Raw genomic sequence first — 23,576 nt, 5'->3', positions numbered from 1 at the left:
AGGTTTATCATGTCCCACGATTATGATCCCATTACCCTCGAAATCATCCAGAATTCGCTTCAGGCCACGGCAGATGAAATGTTTGCCGCCATGCGCAAAACCGCGATGAGTTCGATCATCTATGAAGTGCTCGATATGGGCACCGGTATTCTTGATACCAAAGGCCAACTCGCCAGCTCCGGTGCGGGCATTCCCGGTTTCATCGGTGTGCTGGACAAGTCGGTCAAGGTGTTCGTCGAGAAGTTCAACAAGCCCGGCGATGTCAATCCCGGCGATGTCTTCATTACCAACGACCCCTATTATGGCGGTGTGACCCACCTCAACGACCTGATCGTTGCCATGCCGGTATTCGCTGGCGACAAGCTGATTGCATGGACAGCCAACATTGCCCACAATTCCGACGTCGGAGGCATGGCCCCCGGATCGATGTCGGCCGATGCGACGGAAATTTTTCAGGAAGGTCTGCGCCTGCCTGCCGTCAAGCTCATCGACAAGGGTGTGCCTATTCAGTCGGTGTTTGACATCATTACCGTCAACTCGCGCATGCCGGACTTCCTCAAGGGCGATCTCTGGGCGGCGATCGCCTCGGTGCGCATCGGTGCCAAGCGCTTGATTGAACTGGCTGAGAAATATGGCGTTGATACCTTTCAGACCGCCATGGACAATTACATGGAGTTCGGGGAAAAGGTCTCTCTTGCTGCCATGGCAGATCTTCCCAAAGGCACCTTCGAGTTGACGGAAGAGCAGGATGACGGCCGTTTCTTCAACGTCAAGGTCACCATCTCCGACACCGAATTCATCGTCGATCTCAGAGACAACCCGGAACAGACGGCCATGCCCTACAATGCCAGCTTCGATGACACGCTGGTCAGCGCACAGGTCGCCTTCAAATCCCTGACGTCCTCGGAACTGCAAGCCAACGAAGGCACCTTCCGTCCGCTCAAGCTGCTGACGAAAAAGGGCACGATCTTCGACTGCGAAGAACCCGCAGCGGTTGCCTTCTATTACGAAGTCGGCATCCGTGTCTATGATCTCATCTGGCGCTGTCTGGCCCCGCATATTCCGGATCGTCTGCCCGCGGGGCACTTTGCCTCCATCGCAGGAACGTTCGTGGGGGGCATCCATCCCGATACGGGGCGCCAATATACCATCATTGAACCGCAGATCGGCGGTTGGGGCGCTAGCAACGGGCGAGACGGCAACAATGCCATCTTCTCCGGCGTTCATGGAGAAACCTATAACTGTCCGGCAGAGATCTCGGAAGCCCGCAACGGTCTGTTCATCGACCAGATGGCTCTCAATCTCGAGCCGGGTGGCGAAGGGCAGTGGTCTGGCGGTCATGGCATTTGTCTTGACTATCGCATCCGCAAGGACAATTCGTTCCTGACGCTGGGTTATACCCGCTCTCGCATTGGTCCCTGGGCGCTGGAAGGCGGCAATGACGGCTCGACAAACTATGCCATTGTCATCCGCAAGGATGGCAGCTCCGAACGCTTCACCTTCGGTTCGGGCATCCGGGTCGATGAGGATGACGTCATCCGCATCATCACGGCGAGTGGCGGTGGCTATGGCGATCCGAAAAAGCGGGATCCGGAACTGGTTCGAGCCGATGTCCGCAATGGATTGATCACCCCGGAACGTGCCTTGCAAGTGCATGGTGTCGAAGTCGCCGAGGCCTGATCAATGGCAAATGGTGCTCCCAAAATCATGTATCTCAATCCGGTCTCGGAAGACCGGATTGTAGACGAGATTTTTGCCGACATGGTTCGCGAGCACAAGCTCGCGAACACGGAAGTGCATGTGACCGCCTTGCCAAAGGAACAATATGCCTTCTCCCACATTGAATATCGCACCTATGAGGCCCTTGTGCTGCGGGGCATCATTCGTGCGGTTCGGGTGGCCGCCGAGGAAGGCTTCGATGCGCTGGCGATCGGCTGCTTCTATGATACCGGCCTTCTGGATGCGCGCGAAATATCCGGCGACATGATCGTTACCGCGCCATGCATTGCCTCTTGCGAAATTGCAGCTAGTCTAGCCAATCGCTTTGGTGTCATCGTCGGGCGGCAAAAGTGGGTCCATCAGATGCGCTCGACCATTGAAGGCTACGGCTATGGAGCCCGGCTATCCGGTTTCCATGCTGTCGGGCTAGGCGTCAACGATTTCCAGAAGGATCACAAAGAGACGGCCAAACGCCTCAAGGCCGCTGGCAGGGAAGCGGTGGAGGTTGGTCACGCCGAAGCCCTGCTTCTTGGCTGCACCATGGAAGTCGGCTTCTATAAAGAACTCGAAAAAGAGCTTGGTGTCCCCGTCATCGATCCATCTATCGCTGCGCTCAAGCGGGCTGAGTATGCGGCCTTGCTCAAGCATCAATGCGGTTGGAAACCCAGCCGCAAATGGTCCTGTGAGGCCCCAAGCGAGAAAGAACTCAAAAGCTTCAATGCATTTGACTATGACGGCCCCGTTTTTGGCAGCCGCATAGTCGTCCCACCAAGCACCGCCTAGCGAATGGTTGAGCCGGTCAGGAAATCCAATAGATTGTCGGAGCCAGAATATGACAGATCAGACGTCAATGCGCCTCAAAGCCCTGCGCGAAGAAATGAGCAGGGAAAATATTGAACTCATCGCCCTTGCACCCGGCTCTCACATGGATTGGGTCGCTGGCTTTCATCCCCATCCGGACGAGCGCGCCTGCCTGCTTCTCATCGGGCCGGAAAAGGAAGCTTTCCTGATGCCCGGACTGAATGCGGAAGGGTCCAGAGCCTTTACCGGCATTGCCTTCCATTGCTGGTCTGATGAAGATGGCCCGCAAGCGGCCCTGCTGCAAACTCTGGAAGCCATCGGCGTCACCGCGCCCAAGGCCGTGGCACTAGATGAAACCATGCGGGTCGATTTCGCTCTGTTGTTGCTCGACAGTTTACCGGCAGGCACACCGCGCCAGTTCCTCGAGACCACATTGGGCAAGTTGCGCATGCGCAAGGACGCCACCGAATATCAGAAGCTGAAAATGAACGCGCTCATTGCCGATCGCGCCATGCAGAAGGCTTTTGACGTCATCACACCGGGCATGACGGAAAATCAGGTCGCCACCGAGATCAAGAACCACTTTGCTTCAGAGCAGGCAGACCCGCAATTCTGGATCGTCGGAGCCGCAGGCAATGGGGCATTTCCACATCATTCTGCAAGCGAGTCAGTCATTAAGGCGGGCGATGCCATCGTGATTGATATTGGTGGCCGCCGGGACGGCTATCCATCCGATATCACGCGCATGGCCATTGTCGGAGAGGCTCCGGACGGCTATGACGAGGTTCATGCAATCGTTGAGAAGGCGGTGCAAGCCGCCTTGGCAGCGGCCAGACCCGGCGTCATGGCAAAAGACGTCGATGCCGCAGCCCGCAATGTCATAGCGGACGCTGGCTACGGCGATTATTTTGTCCACAGGACCGGGCACGGCCTCGGCATTGATGGCCACGAACCCCCATTCATTACCGCAACCTCTGAAGCGATTCTTGACGAAGGAATGGTTTTCTCAATCGAACCCGGTATCTATCTGCCCGGTCGTTTTGGCATCCGTCTGGAAGAGATCGTGATTCTGCGCGCCGATGGTCCGGAAATCCTGTCCGAACTTCCCCGCGACGTGAAAGCGCTTTGAAACAAACCTGTGAATCCGCATGGCCGAAGGGTGTGACGCCTAAAAAGTCACACCTTCATGCCGGGTAGGGGCAGGGATGGGGCAGGGGATTTGTCTCCTCCTGCTCAGACCAGTCACTCTGCAATCTGGTCTCGGCTCTTTTTCTGAGAGGCCCGTGAAATGCTCGATTGCCGCGGCATAAGGGACGGCATGGCAACCCGAATTCTCTCATCAGGTTGTATTTCTTCTGCCTCCAGCAGCTCCAATGCAGATGATGCAATCTGATCAAACGGCACATGAACCGAGGTCATTGGCGTATAGAGGTGGGAGACGATCGGGATGTCATTGTATCCGACAAGGGAAACATCGCCGGGAACTGACAGTCCGAGCGAATGAATGGCGGCAAAGGCCCCGATTGCGATATTGTCGTTTACTGCGAAAATGGCGGTGGGCGGTTCCGATCTCGACATCAATTCCGTTGCTGCGTCGCGACCGGACTCAATCCCGAATGTTGAAGGAACAATCAGACTTTCATCAACCGTCAGACCGGCTTCTGCCATTGCTTTTCGAAACCCTTTCGTGCGCTCGCATGCAGTCGAGGCAAATGAGGGCCCTGCTATGACGCCGATCCGGCGATGGTTAAGATCGATCAGATGCCGGGTGGCAAGATAGCCTCCCAATTCATCATTGCCAATCGATGACAGGCTCGCCCCGTCTGTTCGCAGGGCGAGGACATATTTGACACCGCGCTCTGCCAGTTCCTTGATAAAGGGATCGTCATTGCGTGCTGTTGCCAGCACCAGAGCTTCCACACCACGCCCTATAAGTCCATCGGCGGCGCGCCGCTCGGCCTCCGGTGTTTCATCCGTCGTGGCCACGATGACGACCTTGCCGGACTTTGCGGCTGCCCGTTGCAGGGCTTCATAAAGCATCGCCATCACCGTGTCTGTCAGCCGGGGAACGATGAGCCCGATCATGCTCGTACTGCCCCGGCGCAAATTGGCCGCCGAGATATCCCTGACATAACCAAGCTCCTTGGCGATTCTCCGAACCCGCTGAGCCACTTCGCTATTGGAGCGTGGCAGGCGTTCATCAAGAAGCCTGGAAACACTGGATTTGGACACACCCGCAGCGCGGGCTACATCCAGAATTGTGACGCGAGAAGACCGATTGCTAGGGGTGGGATTCTTCACCACGGGAGACCTCTGACTGAATGACCTGAAAATCTGTTATGCAAATTCTTATCACTATGGTCTTGACAATTGCAAGCAGAAATGGGAACGTTCCCGATATCGTTCCCAAATTTACGAAAAGTGATACATGAGGAGACAGAAATGCAGCCGATGGATCTAAGAGGCCTGAACCCGGCCCCGGTTACCGCATTCAACAAGGATGGTTCGCTGGATATTGAGGCCAACCGTCGTGTGGCCAAATGGTTGGCTTCCATCGAAGGCGTAAAAAGCCTTGTTATTCTGGGGCATGCCGGTGAGGGTACGTTCCTGAGTGAAGAAGAGCGCCTCGAAATGATTCGCCTTTACGCAGATGCTGTCGATGGTGCCATTCCGATCATCACGGGCATCATTGGCGAAGGCACCAAAGTGGCAGCCGAAGAAGCGAAAAAATGCAAGGACGCAGGTGCCACCGGCGCGCTTGTCTATCCAAACCATGGCTGGCTTCGCTTCGGTTTTCAGAAAGGGGCTCCGCAGGATCGCTACAAGGCGATTTGGGAGAATTCGGGACTTCAGTGTATTCTGTTCCAATATCCCGATGTCACTCATGCCAACTATGATCTTGATACCCAATTGGATATCGCCGCTCAGGAAGGTGTGGTCGCGACCAAGAATGGCGTGCGCAACATGAAACGTTGGTATGTTGAAATTCCTGCTCTCAAGGAAGCCAACCCGGACCTTCAGGTTCTCAGCTGCCATGATGAATGGCTGTTGCCAACCATGTTTGACGTCGATGGCCTGCTTGTGGGCTATGGCAACGTCGCCCCAGAGTTGCTTGTCAAACTGATCAAAGCGGGTAAGGCTCAGGACTATCCTGCTGCGCGCAAGGTCTTCGAACAGCTGATGCCGATCACCCGCACCGTTTATCACCGTGGTTCACATATGGAAGGAACTGTCGCGCTGAAAATCGCACTGATGGGACGCGGTGTTCTTGATCATGCAACCGTGCGTGAACCGCTCAAACCTCTTGGCAAGCAAGCTGAAGAGGAAATCTTTGCAGCGCTCAAAGCGTCTGGAATCGATCCCGTCGATTCAAAACTGCTTTCAACACTTTAGAACACATCGCCCCCATGCCGGTCATGGGGGCAGTTTGTTAGGGAGGAATTCTAAATGTTCGGAAAATTCTCAAGGATTACGACGTCCGCAATCGCAGCCGCAGCGCTATTTGGGGTTGGATGCACATCAGTCTCGGCAGAAGAGCTTCGGATTGGCGCCATGCGGGAAGGCTCCGCGTGGTATGTGTTTGCCGCCACTCTGGAACAGATGATCGAGTCCCTGGATGGCACAGAGATCGAAGTGATCGCCCGTGGCGGAGGGGTAGCCAATCCCATGGTTGTCCAGGCTGGCAAGGCTGACATCGCCCTGTCCAATGTGGCAAGCGCAATCTGGGCCTATGAAGGCTCCGATGTCTATGGTGGCAAAAAGGCAACGGACATCCGGGCTCTCGTGGGTGGCCTCAACGACGTCTATGTCGGAGCAATCGCCCGCAAGGCTTTTCTCGACAAGGTCGGCACTTCAGACATGAAAGAGATTTTCACTTCCGGCAAGCCGGTCCGTGTCCTGATGAAGCCGGTTGGGTCGAGCGCGGTGCCCGTCGCACACATGGTTTTCGAGTCCCTTGGCACCAGTGTCGAGAAAATCAAGGATGACGGGGGAGATGTCATTCAGGTCGGAGCCGGGCAGATTGCCGATGAAATGCGTAACGGCAAGGCAGACATCTATTTCGACACGATATTGAAGGGGCACCCGACAATCACCGAGGTTTCCTTGACGGCAGATGTCAAATTCCTCGATTTGCCGCCGGAGTCTCAGAAATTCATCGAAAGCCACGGATTGAAAGCCGGTGGTTTCGGACCATGGTTCGATGGTCAGGATGGCAAGACCATTGGGGCCAATATCGGCACGGTTCTGATCGCCAATGCATCGTTGAGCGATGACATGGCATACAAGATCACCAAGACCCTCATCGAGAATGCCGATTTGCTCAAACAGTCACATGGGGCTTGGAAGAATTTTGACCCCTCCAAAGCGTGGCTGCCCGAGAATACGGGTATTCCGCTTCATCCCGGTGCTGAGCGCTATTATCGCGAAACTGGCCTGATGAAATAGGTCTCACCAACTGCGTTCAGGTGTCGGCCGAAGCCAGAACCGAGGCTGACCCTGAACATGACGTGTATATTTCCGGAGGAAACCATGTCCGCTATGACTGCTGACCGCAGTGGGGGCATCACGCGAAAAGTGGCGTTTGTGATTGGTCTGCTTTTCGTGGCCTTTCAGGTCTGGGTTCTTTATGACCCGCAACAACCGCTTTTCTCGCGCCCATTCCACCTGTCTTTCGCCTTGATGCTTCTGTTTCTGTACAAGCCGCTGGAAGCGGACTGGCTTCCCCGCTGGGTGAGGCTGGCAATAGACGGGTTTGCCCTGCTCGCCATATTGGGGGTGAGCGCCTATTATATCTTTGAGTATGACAGGCTGACGACCAGAATGGAGAATGTTTCTCCCATATTCACGCTCGATATTGTCGCTGGCTCGGCTCTTGTCCTGCTGTTGCTGGAAGGTGCGCGACGTGCTGTCGGCATGATCCTGGTCTATGTGCTGATCGCCTTCATCCTCTATGCCCTGTTCGGCGGCTATCTGCCGGGATGGATCGGTTTCAGGGGCTTCATGATGGATGAAGCCATCGAAATTGTCTCCATGACCACCGCAGGCGTGCTCGGGATCACCACATCCACATCGGTCAGCTTCATTTTCTATTTCATCCTGTTTGGAGCGTTCTATAGCGCGGTGGGCGGTGGTCAGCTGTTCATTGATCTTGCCATTCGCGTTGCAGGACGCGCCACCGGAGGCACGGCCAAGGCCGCCATTCTCGGCTCGAGTCTGATGGGATCGATCTCGGGAAGCGCTGTGGCAAACGTGGTGTCGACTGGCGTCTTCACCATTCCATTGATGAAGCGGACCGGCTTTGCCGACTATCGCGCCGCTGGCGTGGAAGCGATCGCCTCGACCGGTGGTCAATTGATGCCCCCGGTGATGGGTGTCGCAGCCTTCGTCATGGCCGAAATGCTCGGGATGCCATATCCCAGCCTTGCACTTGCAGGCCTTATTCCTGCCCTCGCTTTCTATTTCTCGCTGCTTCTGGTGGTCGATCTGACCGCACGCCGCGAAGGCATTCGGGCCCTGACGGAGGAAGAAGTCAGCGCAACTGCACCGATCATGCCCCGTTTGCACCTGATCCTGCCCCCCATTCTTCTGGTGGCCATGCTGGTCGCTGGCTATTCGGCAGCCTATGCAGCCGTGGCGGCCTCTCTGGCCTCTCTGGTTGTTCCCTTTCTCCGGCGGTCAACCTGGATCGGTCGATCTGAATTTGCAGATGCCTTGCGCAACGCCCCCAAACAGGCCGCTGACGTTGCCGTTCCGATTGCTGCCATTGGCATTGTCATCGCCGTTGCCGTTCAATCGAATCTGGCCTTGAAATTTGCCGGCTCGCTGGTCAGCCTTTCGGAAGGCTCAATCTATGCCTCGCTTGCTCTTGCCATGGTCGGATGCATCATCATGGGCATGGGCTTGCCGACAGTTGCCGCCTATATCATCGGTGCGGTGCTGTTCGTGCCAGCAATCCAGAAGCTGGGTATTGAGCCGCTGGCTGCCCACTTTTTCATCTTCTACTATTGTGTGCTGTCCATGGTGACCCCACCGGTTGCGCTTGCGTCCTTTGCGGCTGCGGCCGTCGGCAAGGCGCCTGCGGTGAAAACGGGATTTGCTGCCTTCGGATTGTCTCTGGTCGCCTTTTTCGTACCCTTTGGCTTTGTGTTCGACATGGGCGTCCTTGCACAGGGCAGCTATGGCACAATTGCCGTCAGTGCATTGAGCCTCCTGGCGGGAACGGCATTGTGGGCCGTGGCGTTCGGTGGCTGGTGCGTTCGCCCGCTGGCCATACCCTCTCGCCTGATGATTGGGCTGGCAGGCCTGACTGCGGTCATCGCACCGGCAGAATCTCTCTACTGGTACATCGCCATGACTATCGGCTGGGGGATCATCCTTCTGCTGATCCTCATTGCAAAACTGGCCCCCGCAAAGTCCTCAAGGAGCCTCTTTGCCAATCCTCCCAAAGGCGCAGATGGCTTAGCCCCATGAGCCAGAGCGCTTGGCCCGGCGACCTTCGCCGGGCCTTTTTACTCAAACAGGAAAGGGTTTTCCATGTCTGCACTGTGGATTGCAAACATATCCGTGTCTGATCCGGTTCAGTTTGCCGAATATTCAAAGCGCGCCGGACCTGCCATCGCCAAACATGGCGGTGTTTTTCTGGCAAGGGGAGGGGCGCATGTGCAACTGGAAGGCCGGGAATGGCCTCGCAATGTTGTTGTCCGCTTTGAAAGCCTTGAGGCGGCACAAGCCTGCTACCACTCAAGCGACTATCAGGAAGCCATTTCCTATGCCCGCGATGCGTCTCAAAGGCAGCTCGTGATTGTCGAGGAATGCGCCTGACAGGCCGTCTCTCACAAGTCGGTGTCCGATCAGGAAAGGCAAGGACATCCGAGGTCATCGGACACATCCTCCTCATGCGTAATCTGAACGCTTGTTGGCAAAAAAGGCTTTCCAATCGTGGATAACCTTTGGCAGAAGCGCGTTAGGCCCCTGTCTGACCGATAAGGCGCGCTTTTTGGCCCTCTGGTCCCTTGGCCTAATGGCTTTCAAGCTCTCCGGTCCTCCGATCCTCCGGTCCTCTGGCCCTTTGGTTCTTTGCTCTTTGGCTCCCCAACCCTCCGGGCCTCTGAGCTTTGAGTCTCTGGGCCATTGGGCTTTGAGGCTCTGGGTCATTGTGTCTTTGGACTTTGAGCCCTTGGGCCCTTGGGCCTCGGGACCAGTGCTCTTTGGCTCCCCACCCCTCTGGGCCTCTGGGCTTTGAGGCTTTGGGGCCATCGGCTTTTTCTGGTGCTGTGAAGCCTGTTTCGCCTGCTGCATTCTCCCCCCAACCTTCGGCGTTTTTCGTGCCCTCTGGGCGCTTTGGGACACCCTCAGAGCCATTTGTGGCGTCCCCCCTTCTGAGTGGCAAGCCTTTCGTGTCAACAGACGCGCTCTCCTGCGGCAAGAGACGCGATATGGCGCTTGCACGAACTGGGCTTTGGCAAGGGGGGCGGGACTCGAACCTGCTCTGATCAACAGCACGTCTTGTATTGTTTGGGCGCTCTTGTGTCTCAGCGCCCTATGGCAGACTTGATAAGTCCGGTCCTGTCGCAAGGCATTCCTCAGAATTGCAGTGCAGATCTTTCGCAAGTAAAGATTTCCAAACAATAGAAAAACCGCTGATAAAGTTGACATGGCGGTCACTTTTCTGTCCTACTAAAGCCTAAGGGCTTTCACGAAATTATTGATCACAGTTGACAGAAGAGCAATTCCATGGTTCATTAACGCAAGCGCTTGCATAAAGGCAGGTGGCCTCAGGGAAAAACTGGGAGGAAAGCCTAAGGCAAGCGCAGGAGAGGAGTTCCTTATGAAAAAAATCACGGGTTTGCTATTGGCACCGATGCTTCTTGCAGCATCAACTCTTGCCATATCGGCAGCTGAACCAGCAAAAACCGGCGTTATGGTGGTGTCGCCATCGTCGCAGTCGCAACCGACCTATTTGCGTAACTTTAATCCTTTTAACGCCACACCGTTGTTTCCGACAACCAATGGTATCTATGAGCCAATGATGATTGACAACAAGGTGACCGGTGAAACGGTGCCTTGGCTTGCAAGGGCTTTCAAATGGGAAGATGGCGGCAAGAAGCTCGTCTTTACGCTGCAAGACAATGTCAAATGGTCTGATGGCGAACCCATGACCGCATCGGACGTCGTTTTCACCTTCGACCTGCTGGCCAAAACGAACGGCCTACAGGGCGCTGGCCTGCAAGCGGTTGGTAAAAGCGGCTATGTCAAGAGTGTCGAAGCACCAGATGACAAAACGGTCGTTTTCACATTCGATCACGTTCATTCCCCCGGCTTCTATGACATTATCGCCCAGAATATCGTTCCCGAGCATATCTGGAAGGATGTCGAGGATCCCGTCAAATTTACCAATGACAACCCGGTTGGAACAGGTCCTTTCACTGAAGTGACGGCCTTCCAGTCCCAATCCTATCAGGTGGACAAGAACCCGTATTACTGGCAGACGGGCAAGCCTTACTATAATGGCATGCGGATGCCTGCCTTTGGTGGCAACGATGCTGTCTCGGTTGCCTTCGCGAACGGAACGCTCGATTGGGCTGCACAGTTCTTCCCCAACATGCAGAAAGCCATCATCGACAAGAATCCGGAAGACTTGCATTTCTGGTGGCCGACCGTCGGGGCGGACGTTCTGTTCATGCTGAACACCAAGATCACGCCGTTTGACGATGTCGTAGTCCGCAAGGCTGTCTCTTTGGCACTCAATCGCAAGCAAATGATTCAGATCGCCTTGCAGGGGCAGAGTTCGGAATCCGACGTGACCGCCCTCAGCTCCGGCTATTCGGCCTGGAAAGTGAAAGATCCATCCACTCTCGGTGACTGGGTTGACTTTGATCCGGCCCGCGCCAACAAGATGCTCGATGAAGCCGGTTACAAAATGGGACCGGACGGTATTCGTCTCACCCCGGATGGCGAACCCATGGTCTTCGATTTCACCATGGTCAACGGCTTTACCGACTGGATCGCCGTCACGCCTGTCATCAGCCAGAATCTCAAGAAAATCGGTATCAAGCTCGAAGTCGTGATGGCTGATGTTCCTGTCGCCTTTGGCAACTGGATCAATGGGGAATATGACGTGTCCATGTTCTTTGGCATCGACGCATCCTCTCCCTATACCTACTACCGCAATGTGATGTCGGCCAAAACGGTGGCTCCGATCGGAAGCCCGACCGGATTTGCCGAGAATTTCTGGCGTTATTCCAGTGACAAGGCAGACCAGCTGCTTGATGAATTTGCCGGAACCGTCGATCATGACAAGCAGTTTGCAGTGATGCAGGAATTGCAGAAAATCATGGCCGACGAAGCACCCGTCATCCCTATGTGGCATGCACCCATGTTCTATGAATATAACAGTGCACGCTTTACGGGATGGGCTGACGCGGACAATGCCTACACAGCTCCGATGCCTCGTCAGACAACATCTGACCAACTGTTGCTGATGACCACGGTCAAGGCAAAATAAGAACAGTTCCCTGAGCAGTCCCTGCTCACAAAACAGAGCCGGTGCGGGGTGGCCTCCATCCCGCACTCCTTTCTCACGCACATCCACAAGAGACCAAAATGTCCTTCATTCTGAGAAGACTGGGCTTTTATCTGCTTGCATTCTGGGCCGCGCTGACGCTGGACTTCATTCTCCCCAGACTGTTGCCGGGGGATCCGGTTGCCAGCCTGATCGCCGGCATGGGATCGCGACTGAATGCAGCTCAGATCACCGCTCTCCGAGAAGCTCTCGGGTTGATTGATGAGCCTTTGATCATTCAATATTTCACGTATCTGTCCCATGCATTGCGGGGTGATTTCGGGATTTCCTATTCCTCGTTTCCTGCACCGGTGTCGGCGGTGATCGGAACTGGCCTGATGTGGACTGTCCTTTTGGGTCTCTGTGCGCTGATCGTCAGTTTCATTCTTGGACATATCATCGGCATCTTCGCCGCCTGGTGGCGTGGTAGCCTTCTGGACAAGATTGCGCCTGCCTTGCTCAATTTCATAGGGGCCTTTCCTCCCTTCTTCCTTGCTCTTCTTGCTGTCTATGTGCTGGGCCTGACATTACAATGGTTCCCCACAAGCCACGCCTATGAATCCGGGCTCGAGCCGGGCTTGAATTTCGAATTTCTTGCCAGTGTTCTGCATCACATGGTCTTGCCGCTCTTCGTTGTCATTCTGGTGACGATCGGCCCCTGGACCCAGGGGATGCGCAACGTGATGATCGGTGTTCTGGCAGAAGACTACATCACGATGGCCGAAGCCAAAGGGCTGCGCCAAAACCGTATCATGCTCAACTATGCCGCGCGCAACGCCATGCTGCCTAGCGTTACGGGTTTCGGGATCTTCCTTGGCTTCATCCTGTCCGGCCAGGTGCTGATCGAACAGGTCTTTGCCTATCCCGGTTTGGGCTTCTTGCTGGTCCGCGCTGTAGGCTCACGAGATTACCCGCTTGTACAAGGGCTGTTTATCATGATCACCATCGCGGTTCTGGTCGCCAACTTCATGGTCGACATTCTTTACACGCGGCTTGATCCACGCGTTTCCCGAGGGTGATGGAAAGATGAAGACAACAACAAAAAAAGCTTCGGTTCGGCGTCAATGGTATCAGGTGTTGTGGGACAATCCCCAATCGCGTATTGGCATCATAATTCTCGCCATATTCGTCCTCGTTGCGGTGTTTGCCCCATGGATCGGACATGGCGACCCGGCAGACTTCGCCGCCATGCCCAACCTTCCGCCGAATGCGGAAAACTGGCTCGGCACCGATCATATGGGCCGGGATGTCTGGACCCGTACGGTTTGGGGTGCGCGAAACTCGCTGATGATCGGCTTTGGTACGGCCTTGTTGGCGATCACCGTCGCGACGATCATGGGAACGGCTGCCGGATATTTTCGCGGTTGGGTCGATGATCTGCTTACCCTCATCACCAACCTCTTTCTGGTCATGCCGGGCCTGCCTCTCTTGATCCTGCTGGCCGCCTATCTCAAACCTTCAACGGGCACCGTTGTCTGGACCCTTGCCCTGACTGGTTGGGCCTTCAACGCCCGCGTCATTCGCGCCCAGACAATGTCGATCCGCGAGAAGGACTTTGTCGCCGCCAGTATCGTGAGCGGAGAAAGCGGCTTTGCGATCATTCTGCGGGAGATCATTCCCAACATGGTCAACATCATTGTCGGGTCTTTCATCGGGATTGTCTCCTACGGCATTTCGACGGAAACGGCGATGAGCTTCCTCGGGCTTACGGATCTGGAATCTGTCAGTTGGGGCACCAATCTGTTCTGGGCCCAGAATGGCGGAGCCCTGATGTCTGGTGCCTGGTGGGCCTTTGTGCCATCGGGGGTCTGTGTGGCCCTCACGATTTTTGCTCTTTCCTGGATCAACTACGGCATGGATGAAATCACCAATCCGCGGCTGCGTTCGGAACGTCAAATGGCCAAATTCACCAGCAAGCTGAAACAATCCTCGGCCAGGGTCACACCTGTTGACCGGTCTGCAAAACCGGAGGTCGAATAATGACCAAGCCAATTATCGATATCCGCAACCTGCATGTTCAATATCTGACGCCCAACGGACCGGCCGAGGCTGTCAACGATGTATCCTTTGCCATTCAACCCGGCGAGGTGTTTGGTCTGGCCGGTGAATCCGGATGCGGCAAGTCGACCATTGCCGGGGCAATCCTGCGCACCTTGCGGGCGCCTGCCGTGATCACCGGTGGCGAGATCCTTTTTGAAGGTCGGGACATCCTGTCGATGTCCAGCGACCAGATAGAGGAGTTTCGCTGGAAGCATGTCGCAATGGTCTTTCAGGGTGCCATGAACTCACTCAATCCTGTGATCACCATCGGCAGCCAGATCACCGATGCATTGCATCGCCATACGACCATCTCCAAACAGGATGCATGGCAACGGGCAGGTGATCTTCTTGAAACCGTGGGGATCGAGCGGGACAGGGTCACGGCCTATCCGCACGAGCTGTCCGGCGGCATGCGTCAGAGAGCCGTCATCGCTATCGCCATTGCACTCAAGCCGCCGCTCCTGATCATGGATGAACCGACCACAGCGCTCGACGTGGTCGTACAGCGCGACATCCTTCAGCAGATTTCCCAGTTGAAAGAGGTACTCGGGCTGTCAATCCTGTTCATCACCCATGACATGTCTTTGCTGGTCGAATTTTGTGATCGCATTGGCATCATGTATGGCGGACAACTGGTCGAAATGGCACCGGCACAAATGATCTTCAAGACGCCGATCCACCCCTACACACAAGGGTTGCTCAGCTCCTTTGCGCCGCTCAAGGGGCCCAAGGTCAAATTGACCGGGATACCCGGTTCTCCACCGTCCCTGATCAACGCACCCCACACATGTCGGTTCGAGCCCCGTTGCACCGTATGCAACAAGGCACAGTGTCACGACAAGCCACAAATGCGCGAAGTGCTGCCTGATCACTGGGTTGCCACACATGGTGGCATGCCTCTTCCCGAGGGAGCAAAAGTATGAGCGAACATGAGCAAGAAGCCGAACTGCCAATTCTGGAAGTGACGAATCTTTCAAAGCATTTTTCACTCGGAAACTGGTGGAAACCGGCCATATTCAAAGCCGTAAATGATGTTTCCTTCAAGCTCCACAAAGGTGAAGTTCTGTCCGTGGTGGGAGAATCCGGCAGCGGCAAATCGACCCTTGCCCGGCTCATCGCCCGGCTTTCCAACCCCACCGAGGGTCGGATCCTGCTGCATGGCAAGGACATACTGGCTCAGGAGCCGCGCAAGGCCTCGCTTGCCTATCGCCGACAGGTGCAGATGATCTTTCAGGATCCGTTTGGCTCGCTCAGCCCGACCCATCCGATCGGGTATCACATCGAACGCCCGTTGCAGATCCACAAACTGGCACAATCGAAGGATCTTGAACGCGAGGTTGCCACCCTTCTGGAGACGGTCGGTCTGCATCCTCCCGCAGACGTAGCAGAGCGTTACCCCTTCCAGATGTCCGGCGGGCAAAGACAGAGAGTCGCCATCGCCCGTGCTCTTGCGGTGCAGCCAGACATCATTCTGGCCGATGAACCGACCTCGATGCTCGATGTTTCCATTCGCATGGAAGTGCTCAATCTGATCGAGAAGCTCAAGACAGAGCGTGGCATCGGTTTTCTTTATATCACTCACGACCTTGCCAGTGCCCGCTATGTCGGTGATCGCACCATGGTGATGTATGCGGGCAATGTCGTGGAGGAGGGCGAGAGTTGTGCGTTGATGGAGAACCCCGCTCATCCCTACACGCAACTTCTCTTGGCCTCCGTTCCCGATCCCAGTTCCGGCCTCTCCACCGGAGAGACAACTGCCAAGGCAGAGGGAACACGCAAGCCACCCAACAGGGACAAGGGGTGCCCCTTCGCCTCCAGATGCCCGATGCGCATGAGCATCTGCGAGGAGAAAATGCCCAGAAGAACAAGCCTTGCTGCCAACCATTTTGTTCGCTGCCATCTGCACGAAGCAGACCCGCCAAAGCCTGCATAGTCTTGTGACAGCCGATCCGGCTCACGCAGCATATTCAAACAACCAGACATTTATAGGAGGTCACTTTGCAAAAAAGACCGAAACCGAAGGATCGTGCCTTCATTAGCGATGAACCTGTCCGTAACGCCTGTCTTGATGGCAAGGAAGGCTTCATCATCAAGGTTCGCCTGACCAGCTATCGTGCGCTGCCCCTGTCCTGTATCGAGGATATCAGCCTCTCGGTTGATGGCCGTTCAATCAGCAAGGATGACATGACTTTCATTCTGAATGGCGAACGACATGCCCTGTCGGATCTGGCCAAGCTGAGCCACGTCTGGTGGTGGATTCTGGACTATGCCGAACTGTTCGTTGCCTCTGTCGGCGGATTGGCAAGTGGCAATCACGAAATCGAAGGCATGCTTGTCACCGTTGAGCCCTACATCACCGCAGGGCGCTTCTCCTTCTTCAATTCGTCTAAAAAGCAGCTTGCTGTTGCGGAGGTGGTATCATGAGCGTCTCAGACAATTTCAAAATCGGCGTGTCCTTTCACAGCTTCGCTCACGAATATCTCAGTTTCATCTGGTCTTTCGATGAAATGATGGAAAAGGCAGCCCAGTTGGGCGGTGGCATCGAGATTGTCGGGCCGTCCCATCATCGCAGCTTTCCGTTTGTCACGCCAGAATTCGAGCGCACATTCAAGAGCGCAGTGGATCGCTTCGGCCTGACGCCGGTGTCCTATGGCAGCTACGCCGATCCCTTCATGCTTCCGGATCGCAATCTCTCCCCGGATGAACTCTATGACTATACCGTGCCGCAAATCGAAGGGGCTGCAAAGCTTGGCTTCGAGGTCGTGAGGCTGCAACATTTTGCCTCCGTTATTGCTGAACGGCTGGTACCGCTGGCAGAAAAGCTAAAGATCAAAATGGGCTACGAGCTGCATGTGCCTCTGATGATCGAATCCGCCAGAACCCAGGAATTGCTGAAACAGATCGAGACCATCGAGAGCGAGTATCTGGGCGTCATCCCCGATGCTGGCATCTTTGCCCGTTCGGTCTCCTCCCGCCATGTGCAGGAAGGCCGGGACATGGGCGTGCCCGAAAACATCATCAAGGCGGCACTGGACTTGTGGAGCAAGTCGGTTCTCATTGATGAAGCCATCGAGAAAATCACCGCAATGGGGGGCGACAAGCGCGCCATAACCTGGATTGGCGTGATCTGGGATACCTTTGGTTATTCCAACCCCGATGATCTCAAGAGCATCATGAAATATGTCAAGCATTTCCACGGCAAATTCTTCCATATCGTCGACGGCGATGAGCCGGATCTTCGCTATGAAGAGCTTGTTCATGCGCTCATGCGGTATGACTATCGTGGATGGGTGGTCAGTGAGTATGAGGGCAACACCGATGACTCCTTCGCCATCGTGCAAGCGCATCAGGACATGATCAAACGCTACATGGCGAGCTTCAAGGGCTAAGAGGAACATCAATGCTCAAACAGGATGAAATCATATTCCGGGAAGCGATGCATCTGGATGATCCCAATGCCCGCTATCCCGGGTTCAAGCAACAGACCAAAATCCTCGAAAAGGGATATATTCATGAGGAAGGGGCAATGCCCCTCCCTCAAGATATCCTCATGGAGCAGGATGTACCGGTCAAATTGCGGGATGGAACAACCATTTACACGGACATTTTCCGTCCCGTCGATGGCAAGGATCTGCCGGCCATTGTTGCCTGGAGTCCGTATGGCAAACAGGGCGGAACCTCTCGCCTTGATGATATCGAGGGACGCTATGGCATTCCCAAAAGCGCGACCTCCGGGCTTGAAAAATGGGAAGGGCCGGACCCGGCCTACTGGTGCCCGAAAGGCTATGCGATCATCAATCCAGATGCTCGCGGTGCATGGATGTCGGAAGGCGATATCTATTTCTTTGGTCCTCAGGAGGGTCAGGATGGCTATGACCTGATTGAACATGTGGCCGCTCAGCCCTGGTCGAACGGCAAGGTTGGCTTGTCGGGCAACTCCTGGCTGGCGATCGCACAATGGTTCATCGCCGCCGAATGCCCACCCCATCTTGCCGCGATTGCTCCTTGGGAAGGATTGAACAACCCCTATCGCAATGGGCCCTATCGGGGCGGTATTGCCGATTTCGGCTTCATGGATAAGCTGATAAGCGAAATGGGCGGTGCGAACGGGGTTGAAGATCTTGTCGCCATGAGCAAGAGCCATCCCCTTTATGATGACTATTGGAAGAGCAAGGAAGCAAGACTCGATAAGGTGACGATTCCCGCCTATGTCGTCGGCAGTTGGACCAACGGAGCCCACATTCCGGGAACCTATGAGAGCTTTGCCATGCTTGGGTCAGACCGGAAGTGGCTGCGGATCCATAACAGCCATGAATGGCCGGACTATTATTCCGTCCAGCAATCGGCCGATCTCAAGCGCTTCTTTGATCGCTATCTCAAGGATATCGAAAATGGCTGGGAAGATACGCCCAAACTGCGCGTGTCTGTCGTCGATACGCTCAAGGGCGACATTCTTCATCGACCGGAAGCCGATTTCCCATTGCCGCAAACGGACTATCGCAAGCTTCATCTTCACTGTGCTTCAGGCGCGTTGCTTGAAAGTCCGGCGGAAGGAGAAGAATGCGCGGTTTATGACACTGACAAGGAGGGCAAACTGGTCCTGACTTATCAGGTCGATGAGGATATGGAACTGACCGGCTATCTGAGCCTGCATGTCTGGCTAGAGGTCATGGACCATACCGAAGCGGATCTGTTTGCTGTCGTGCAGATGATTGACACGGATGGCGAGGCGGTCGTCTTTTCCGAGTTTGAACCCGGCTTTGCCGGGCCGCACGGTCGCTTGCGCGCTTCCCATCGGGATCTCGATCTCGATCAGTCCACGCCTTATCACCCGGTTCATTTGCATCAACAGGAAAGCAAGCTGGAAAAGGGTGAGCTTGTCGAACTGGATATCGGTCTCACACCAATAGGCATGAGTCTGCACAAGGGCCAGCAATTGCGTTTGACGATTGCCGGTTTCAATCCGGGCATGCTGAAATTCGACTGGGTTGTTCCGCCCGATACCAGGAATTCGGGGCGTCACAAGATCCTCTCGGGAAACGGGCGCGACAGTTATCTGCTGGTGCCGGTTATTCCTCACCCATGACATCCTTTGCATCCGGTTGCGAGACAGCTCGCAACCGGACCGCAAACACAGTAAAAGTGCCATATCGAGCGGGTTTGCAGGAGCGCCAAAGGCGTTTTCCCGTTCAGATCGGACTGATGCGCCACGGTGAAACAGGAGCCGTGCTGTTGGAAAGTCGTCGGCGTTTGCATGAATTGCTCACTTCTTGCGCTTAATACAGTGAAAAACTTGCGAAAATGCAGGAAAGGGCGTATTGGGAAAACAGTCCAGAATGATGTAACTCGATAAAAATGTTTCGATCAGCAATTGAGATTGAAACAAGTCTTCTTCGAAAGCAGTTGTTCTTTGCAAGGCTGGAAAATGCTTGATGTCGTGCAAGCTCTTGCAAGTGCGTGCTTCGTTGACGGTTCAACAAAATGAATAAGAAACCAAGAGCTAGAATGATTGATGTGGCGCGGCTGGCCGGAGTGGCCGAGTCGACGGTCAGCAGGGCCTTTGCCACGCCTGACGTGATTTCCGACGATGTGGTCAAGAAAGTCATGCAGGCCGCCAAGGAACTGAACTACACCGTAAACGCAACCGCTCGCAGTCTGGCGCGCAATCGTGCCGACGCTGTTCTGGTTCTTATTCCCGATATTGGCTCGGCCTATTTCAGTGCCGTGCTCAAGGGTATCGAACAAACCGCCCGCACATTGTCAATGTCTGTTCTGGTCGGTGAAATAGGCTCAAATCCCGACAACATCCTCAGATATGTGGAACAGGTCAACTCCCAGCGGGCAGACGGTGTCATTCTGCTGACGGGGCGCGTTCCGGTGAAAATGGAAATGCTTGGCGCCACCGGCAAGAAGGGCCCCAATTTCCCCTTTATCGTTATCGGAGCTTGCGAGCCGGAAAGCCCGTTGGTCACGATTGGCGTAGACAACGAGCAGGCTGCCTACAAGGCGACGCGCTATCTGGCGACGTTGGGCCATACGAGCATCGCCCATATTTCAGGTCCGGAAAGCTCGGCTGAGGCCCGCGCTCGTTTCGATGGCTATAGCCGAGCCCTCAAGGATGCTGGCATCGAATTGCGTCAGGACTATATTCGCAACGGTGATATGGTGGCTGAAACCGGGCGCACCTTTGGCGTCGATCTTGGCTTGCTGAAAGACAGGCCAACCGCGATCTTCTGCGGTAATGACGAAATGGCCATTGGTGTGATCGCAGGGCTCAGATCCTGTGGTCTGAATGTCCCCAAAGACGTTTCCGTGGTCGGGTTCGACGATTCCTATTTGGCCGAAATGCTCAATCCGCCCCTCACCACCATCCGCCAGCCGAGTTATGAGCTTGGACATCAGGCCATGCTTGCGTTCAATCATCAGCTTTCTTCAAAAGAAGAGCATTTCGAAAGCGTCATTCTGGAAACGCAACTGATCATCAGGGAAAGCTGCATTCCCGTCTCTTGATGATCCTCATATCGGTCAAGTGCCAGTTTTGTGGCTTTGCCATCATTGTATTCGCCATCATTGTATTTGTGGGCGCTCATTGGCCCCAAGGCATCCCCGATGCGCTCTCCTTCCCCAAAATGGGCGATTCCAGCAACTCCAGTGCCGCAGGTCGGCCCGTTTTTCCCATGGGATCCCCAAGCCATCCGTGTTCGGGATGGTTCAGAGGTTTGCCGCCATCCGTGACGCCGATCCTGTTGCAAAGGCATTGGGAAGAAGCCTTGACCCCTTGTTCATCTTTCGCCGCCGAAAGCGTCAGGTTGCTTCCCTGCAAGAAGCCCATGCTTTGCGCTTGCACGCGATTTGCATGAAGGATTGGGGTATGTGGCCGCACACGCTCCTGCGGGACTTATGCGTAGAAAACGGCATGAAAATCGTTTGTCCCGGCATAATTAGCCCTTCTTTAGCGTAAAAGTCATTTTCAACTGAAGAGTGGAGTTGACAGCTTTCGATAATCATGGTTTTCTTATTCATGCAAGCGCTTGCGTAAACAATAGTCTCAAATCATTGCTTAAGATTATTGTATTGAGCAGGGTTGCGTTTGAGAGGAGAATTTAATGAGTATGATCAAAGTCGGGGTTGTTGGATGTGGCGGCATCGCCAATCTGAAGCATTTCAAAGCGCTTGCAAAGCAGAAGCACAGGGTGAAACTGGTCGGATTTTGTGACATCATCCGCGAGCGCGCCCAAAAGGCTTGCGACATGTATGGAGATGAAGGCGCGAAGGTCTGCACAGATTTTCGCGAGCTGACATCCGATCCCAATATTGACGCCATTCATGTCTTGACCCCTAACAACTCGCACGCCGAAATCTCGATTGCTGCGCTGGAAGGTAGCAAGCATGTCATGTGCGAAAAGCCTATGGCAGCGACAGCCGCCGACGCGCAGGCAATGCTTGATGCTGCGGAAAAAAGCGGCAAGAAACTGACGATCGCCTATCAGAACCGGTTCCGGCATGACGTGCAGGATCTATATAAATCCTGCCGCAATGACTATCTCGGTGATGTCTATTTCGCAAAGGCACATGCAACCCGGCGCAAGGCTGTTCCGACCTGGGGCGTTTTCCCGGACAAGGAAAAGCAGGGCGGAGGACCTCTGATCGACATCGGAACCCATGCCCTTGATATTGCCTTGTGGACCATGGACAACTACAAGCCCAAGCTTGTAATGGGCTCGGTCTTTCAGAAATTGAAAGACAATCCTGAAGGCAACATGTTCGGCCCCTGGGACCCGGACACATACGAGGTTGAGGATTCTGCCTTTGGTCTGGTCAAAATGGAAAATGGCGCGACCATTTTCATCGAGGCGTCCTGGGCTCTCAATGTCATGAAATGGCGTGAAGCGCAGGTCACCCTGTGCGGTACAAAAGCGGGTGCCGAACTGGTTGGTGACGGCGTTGCAGGCCCGACATCTCCGGTTGATGGATCTGGCAAGGCGGTCTATTGCACGACGCAAATGGGCGAATTGGTCGATGTCACCCCGTTTGATCCGGGTGGTGGCGACGGCCCGGCAGACTTTGACGAAGACTTGTTCCGGGTCGGAGATGCCGAAGCAACAGCCTGGTTCGATGCGATCATCAATGATACGGCACCGGCGGTTCTGCCTGAACAGGCCTTTATCGTGACCCAGATCCTGGAAGCCATCTACAAATCATCAGAAAGCGGTCAGGCGGTAGAGTTCTAAAGCTTTCTGTTTCATCTGGTCGCGTGTCAGGATCCTCCCCGTGGCATGCGATCAGATCATTCATATTTGACCTTCGTTAAGGCTGCGGGTTTGTATGGTTCCAAATCCATTGGTAGAACAAAATACAAACCTCACCATTTCCGAATTCTCACAGGAGCGAAAAATGAAAAGCTTGAAAGGTCCAGGGTTGTTTCTGGCGCAGTTTGTTGGCGACGAAGCCCCATTCAACAGTTTGGACGGCATTGCAAAATGGGCTGCTGACCTCGGCTACAAGGCCTTGCAAGTGCCAACCCTCGATCCGCGGTTGTTCGATTTGAAAAAAGCGGCCGAGAGCAAAAGCTATTGCGCTGAGATCGCTGGTAAGCTGGCCGACCATGGCCTTGTCATTTCAGAGCTTTCAACCCATTTGCAAGGGCAGCTTGTGGCCGTTCATCCCGCCTATGACGACTTGTTCGACGGCTTCGCTCCAAGCGCTGTGCACGGCAATCGCAAGGCGCGTCAGGAATGGGCCATCGAACAGATGATGCTGGCTGCCAAGGCGAGTGCCAATTTCGGCCTCACGGGTCACGCTTCCTTTTCCGGTGCTCTCGCCTGGCCCTATTTCTACCCTTGGCCGCAGCGCCCGCAGGGCCTTGTCGAGGAAGCTTTTGCAGAGCTTGGCCGTTTGTGGCGTCCAATCCTTGACGCGTTCGATGCGGCAGGTGTGGATGTCTGCTATGAATTGCATCCGGGCGAAGATTTGCATGATGGCGCGACCTTCGAGCGTTTCCTTGACGCAGTGGATGGCCATTCGCGCGCCAATATCCTCTATGACCCGAGCCACATGATCCTGCAACAGCTCGACTATCTGCGCTTCATCGATATCTATCACGATCGCATCCGGGCCTTCCATGTGAAGGATGCCGAATATAATTCCGACGGCAAAAGCGGCGTCTATGGCAGCTATCATTCCTGGCTTGAGCGTCCCGGTCGATTCCGTTCGCTTGGTGATGGACAGGTCGATTTCGGCGGCATTTTCAGCAAGTTGTCGCAATATGACTTCGATGGCTGGGCCGTGCTCGAGTGGGAAGACTGCCTCAAATGCAGCGAAGACGGTGCCCGCGAGGGTGCGATTTTCATCAAGGATCACATGATCCGCGTTACCGACAAGGCCTTTGACGATTTTGCCGACAGTGGTGCGGATTCCGAAACCAACAGACGATTGCTCGGTCTGTCCTGACAGA

The 23,576-nt window shown here is 54.9% G+C and carries 19 protein-coding genes; 18 read left to right on the top strand and 1 reads right to left on the bottom strand.

Annotation, left to right across the window (positions count from 1 at the left end; genetic code table 11):
- The first annotated feature begins 9 nt into the window (after positions 1 to 9).
- Genes ACHZB8_RS13165 through ACHZB8_RS13155 form a run of 3 tightly spaced genes read left to right on the top strand, consistent with a single transcriptional unit; the run spans position 10 to position 3,649 of the window.
- Entirely contained in the window at positions 10 to 1,680 is a 1,671-nt protein-coding gene (locus ACHZB8_RS13165; protein WP_316860976.1) for a hydantoinase B/oxoprolinase family protein, read from the top strand.
- A gap of 3 nt (positions 1,681 to 1,683) precedes the next feature.
- Complete coding sequence (locus tag ACHZB8_RS13160; protein ID WP_316860974.1) at positions 1,684 to 2,502, top strand: aspartate/glutamate racemase family protein; 819 nt, start codon at positions 1,684 to 1,686, stop codon at positions 2,500 to 2,502.
- A 49-nt stretch (positions 2,503 to 2,551) separates the two neighbouring features.
- The gene (locus ACHZB8_RS13155) at positions 2,552 to 3,649 is read left to right on the top strand and encodes a M24 family metallopeptidase (protein ID WP_316860973.1); all 1,098 of its coding nucleotides are present in this window, start codon (positions 2,552 to 2,554) and stop codon (positions 3,647 to 3,649) included.
- 113 nt (positions 3,650 to 3,762) lie between these two features.
- On the opposite strand, the gene ACHZB8_RS13150 is transcribed toward ACHZB8_RS13155, so the two are convergent.
- Positions 3,763 to 4,824, bottom strand: a complete 1,062-nt coding sequence (locus ACHZB8_RS13150; protein WP_316860972.1) for a substrate-binding domain-containing protein — start codon at positions 4,822 to 4,824, stop codon at positions 3,763 to 3,765.
- 138 nt (positions 4,825 to 4,962) lie between these two features.
- Between ACHZB8_RS13150 and ACHZB8_RS13145 the strand changes: the two genes are divergently transcribed.
- From ACHZB8_RS13145 to ACHZB8_RS13075, 15 genes are all read left to right on the top strand, one after another.
- Entirely contained in the window at positions 4,963 to 5,913 is a 951-nt protein-coding gene (locus ACHZB8_RS13145; RefSeq protein WP_316860971.1) for a dihydrodipicolinate synthase family protein, read from the top strand.
- A gap of 54 nt (positions 5,914 to 5,967) precedes the next feature.
- The gene (locus ACHZB8_RS13140) at positions 5,968 to 6,966 is read left to right on the top strand and encodes a TAXI family TRAP transporter solute-binding subunit (protein WP_316860970.1); all 999 of its coding nucleotides are present in this window, start codon (positions 5,968 to 5,970) and stop codon (positions 6,964 to 6,966) included.
- Between the two features lie 84 nt (positions 6,967 to 7,050).
- Positions 7,051 to 8,991 carry a TRAP transporter fused permease subunit gene (locus ACHZB8_RS13135; protein ID WP_316860968.1) on the top strand — a complete coding sequence of 647 codons (1,941 nt, stop codon included), beginning with the start codon at positions 7,051 to 7,053 and terminating at the stop codon, positions 8,989 to 8,991.
- 63 nt (positions 8,992 to 9,054) lie between these two features.
- Complete coding sequence (locus tag ACHZB8_RS13130) at positions 9,055 to 9,342, top strand: DUF1330 domain-containing protein (protein ID WP_316860966.1); 288 nt, start codon at positions 9,055 to 9,057, stop codon at positions 9,340 to 9,342.
- 1,006 nt (positions 9,343 to 10,348) lie between these two features.
- A complete protein-coding gene (locus ACHZB8_RS13125) occupies positions 10,349 to 12,025 on the top strand; it encodes an ABC transporter substrate-binding protein (protein WP_316860964.1) in 1,677 nt (558 codons plus the stop codon).
- Positions 12,026 to 12,123: 98 nt separating this feature from the next.
- Positions 12,124 to 13,101 carry an ABC transporter permease gene (locus ACHZB8_RS13120; RefSeq protein WP_316860962.1) on the top strand — a complete coding sequence of 326 codons (978 nt, stop codon included), beginning with the start codon at positions 12,124 to 12,126 and terminating at the stop codon, positions 13,099 to 13,101.
- A 7-nt stretch (positions 13,102 to 13,108) separates the two neighbouring features.
- The gene (locus tag ACHZB8_RS13115) at positions 13,109 to 14,062 is read left to right on the top strand and encodes an ABC transporter permease (protein WP_316860960.1); all 954 of its coding nucleotides are present in this window, start codon (positions 13,109 to 13,111) and stop codon (positions 14,060 to 14,062) included.
- On the top strand, positions 14,062 to 15,045 hold the full coding sequence (locus tag ACHZB8_RS13110; RefSeq protein WP_316860959.1) for an ABC transporter ATP-binding protein: 984 nt from the start codon (positions 14,062 to 14,064) through the stop codon (positions 15,043 to 15,045). Before ACHZB8_RS13115 ends, ACHZB8_RS13110 begins: the two co-directional genes overlap by 1 nt.
- Entirely contained in the window at positions 15,042 to 16,055 is a 1,014-nt protein-coding gene (locus ACHZB8_RS13105) for an ABC transporter ATP-binding protein (protein ID WP_316860957.1), read from the top strand. The genes ACHZB8_RS13110 and ACHZB8_RS13105 overlap by 4 nt, the downstream gene beginning before the upstream one ends.
- A gap of 65 nt (positions 16,056 to 16,120) precedes the next feature.
- Positions 16,121 to 16,546 (top strand): DUF6379 domain-containing protein, encoded by a 426-nt coding sequence (locus ACHZB8_RS13100; protein WP_316860956.1) that lies wholly within the window; start codon positions 16,121 to 16,123, stop codon positions 16,544 to 16,546.
- Positions 16,543 to 17,511 carry a hypothetical protein gene (locus ACHZB8_RS13095; RefSeq protein ID WP_316860954.1) on the top strand — a complete coding sequence of 323 codons (969 nt, stop codon included), beginning with the start codon at positions 16,543 to 16,545 and terminating at the stop codon, positions 17,509 to 17,511. The genes ACHZB8_RS13100 and ACHZB8_RS13095 overlap by 4 nt, the downstream gene beginning before the upstream one ends.
- Positions 17,512 to 17,522: 11 nt before the next feature.
- On the top strand, positions 17,523 to 19,208 hold the full coding sequence (locus ACHZB8_RS13090) for a CocE/NonD family hydrolase (protein WP_316860952.1): 1,686 nt from the start codon (positions 17,523 to 17,525) through the stop codon (positions 19,206 to 19,208).
- A gap of 419 nt (positions 19,209 to 19,627) precedes the next feature.
- Positions 19,628 to 20,632 carry a LacI family DNA-binding transcriptional regulator gene (locus ACHZB8_RS13085; RefSeq protein ID WP_316860951.1) on the top strand — a complete coding sequence of 335 codons (1,005 nt, stop codon included), beginning with the start codon at positions 19,628 to 19,630 and terminating at the stop codon, positions 20,630 to 20,632.
- Positions 20,633 to 21,228: 596 nt separating this feature from the next.
- Positions 21,229 to 22,353 (top strand): Gfo/Idh/MocA family oxidoreductase, encoded by a 1,125-nt coding sequence (locus ACHZB8_RS13080; protein ID WP_316860950.1) that lies wholly within the window; start codon positions 21,229 to 21,231, stop codon positions 22,351 to 22,353.
- Positions 22,354 to 22,516: 163 nt separating this feature from the next.
- The gene (locus tag ACHZB8_RS13075) at positions 22,517 to 23,572 is read left to right on the top strand and encodes a sugar phosphate isomerase/epimerase (RefSeq protein ID WP_316860949.1); all 1,056 of its coding nucleotides are present in this window, start codon (positions 22,517 to 22,519) and stop codon (positions 23,570 to 23,572) included.
- Positions 23,573 to 23,576 lie beyond the last annotated feature (4 nt).

Source organism: uncultured Cohaesibacter sp. (assembly GCF_963556055.3).
In the GTDB taxonomy this organism is placed as follows: Bacteria; Pseudomonadota; Alphaproteobacteria; order Rhizobiales; family Cohaesibacteraceae; genus Cohaesibacter.
Note: the sequence above shows the minus strand (reverse complement) of the source record. Positions and strands in the feature narration are given on the sequence as shown.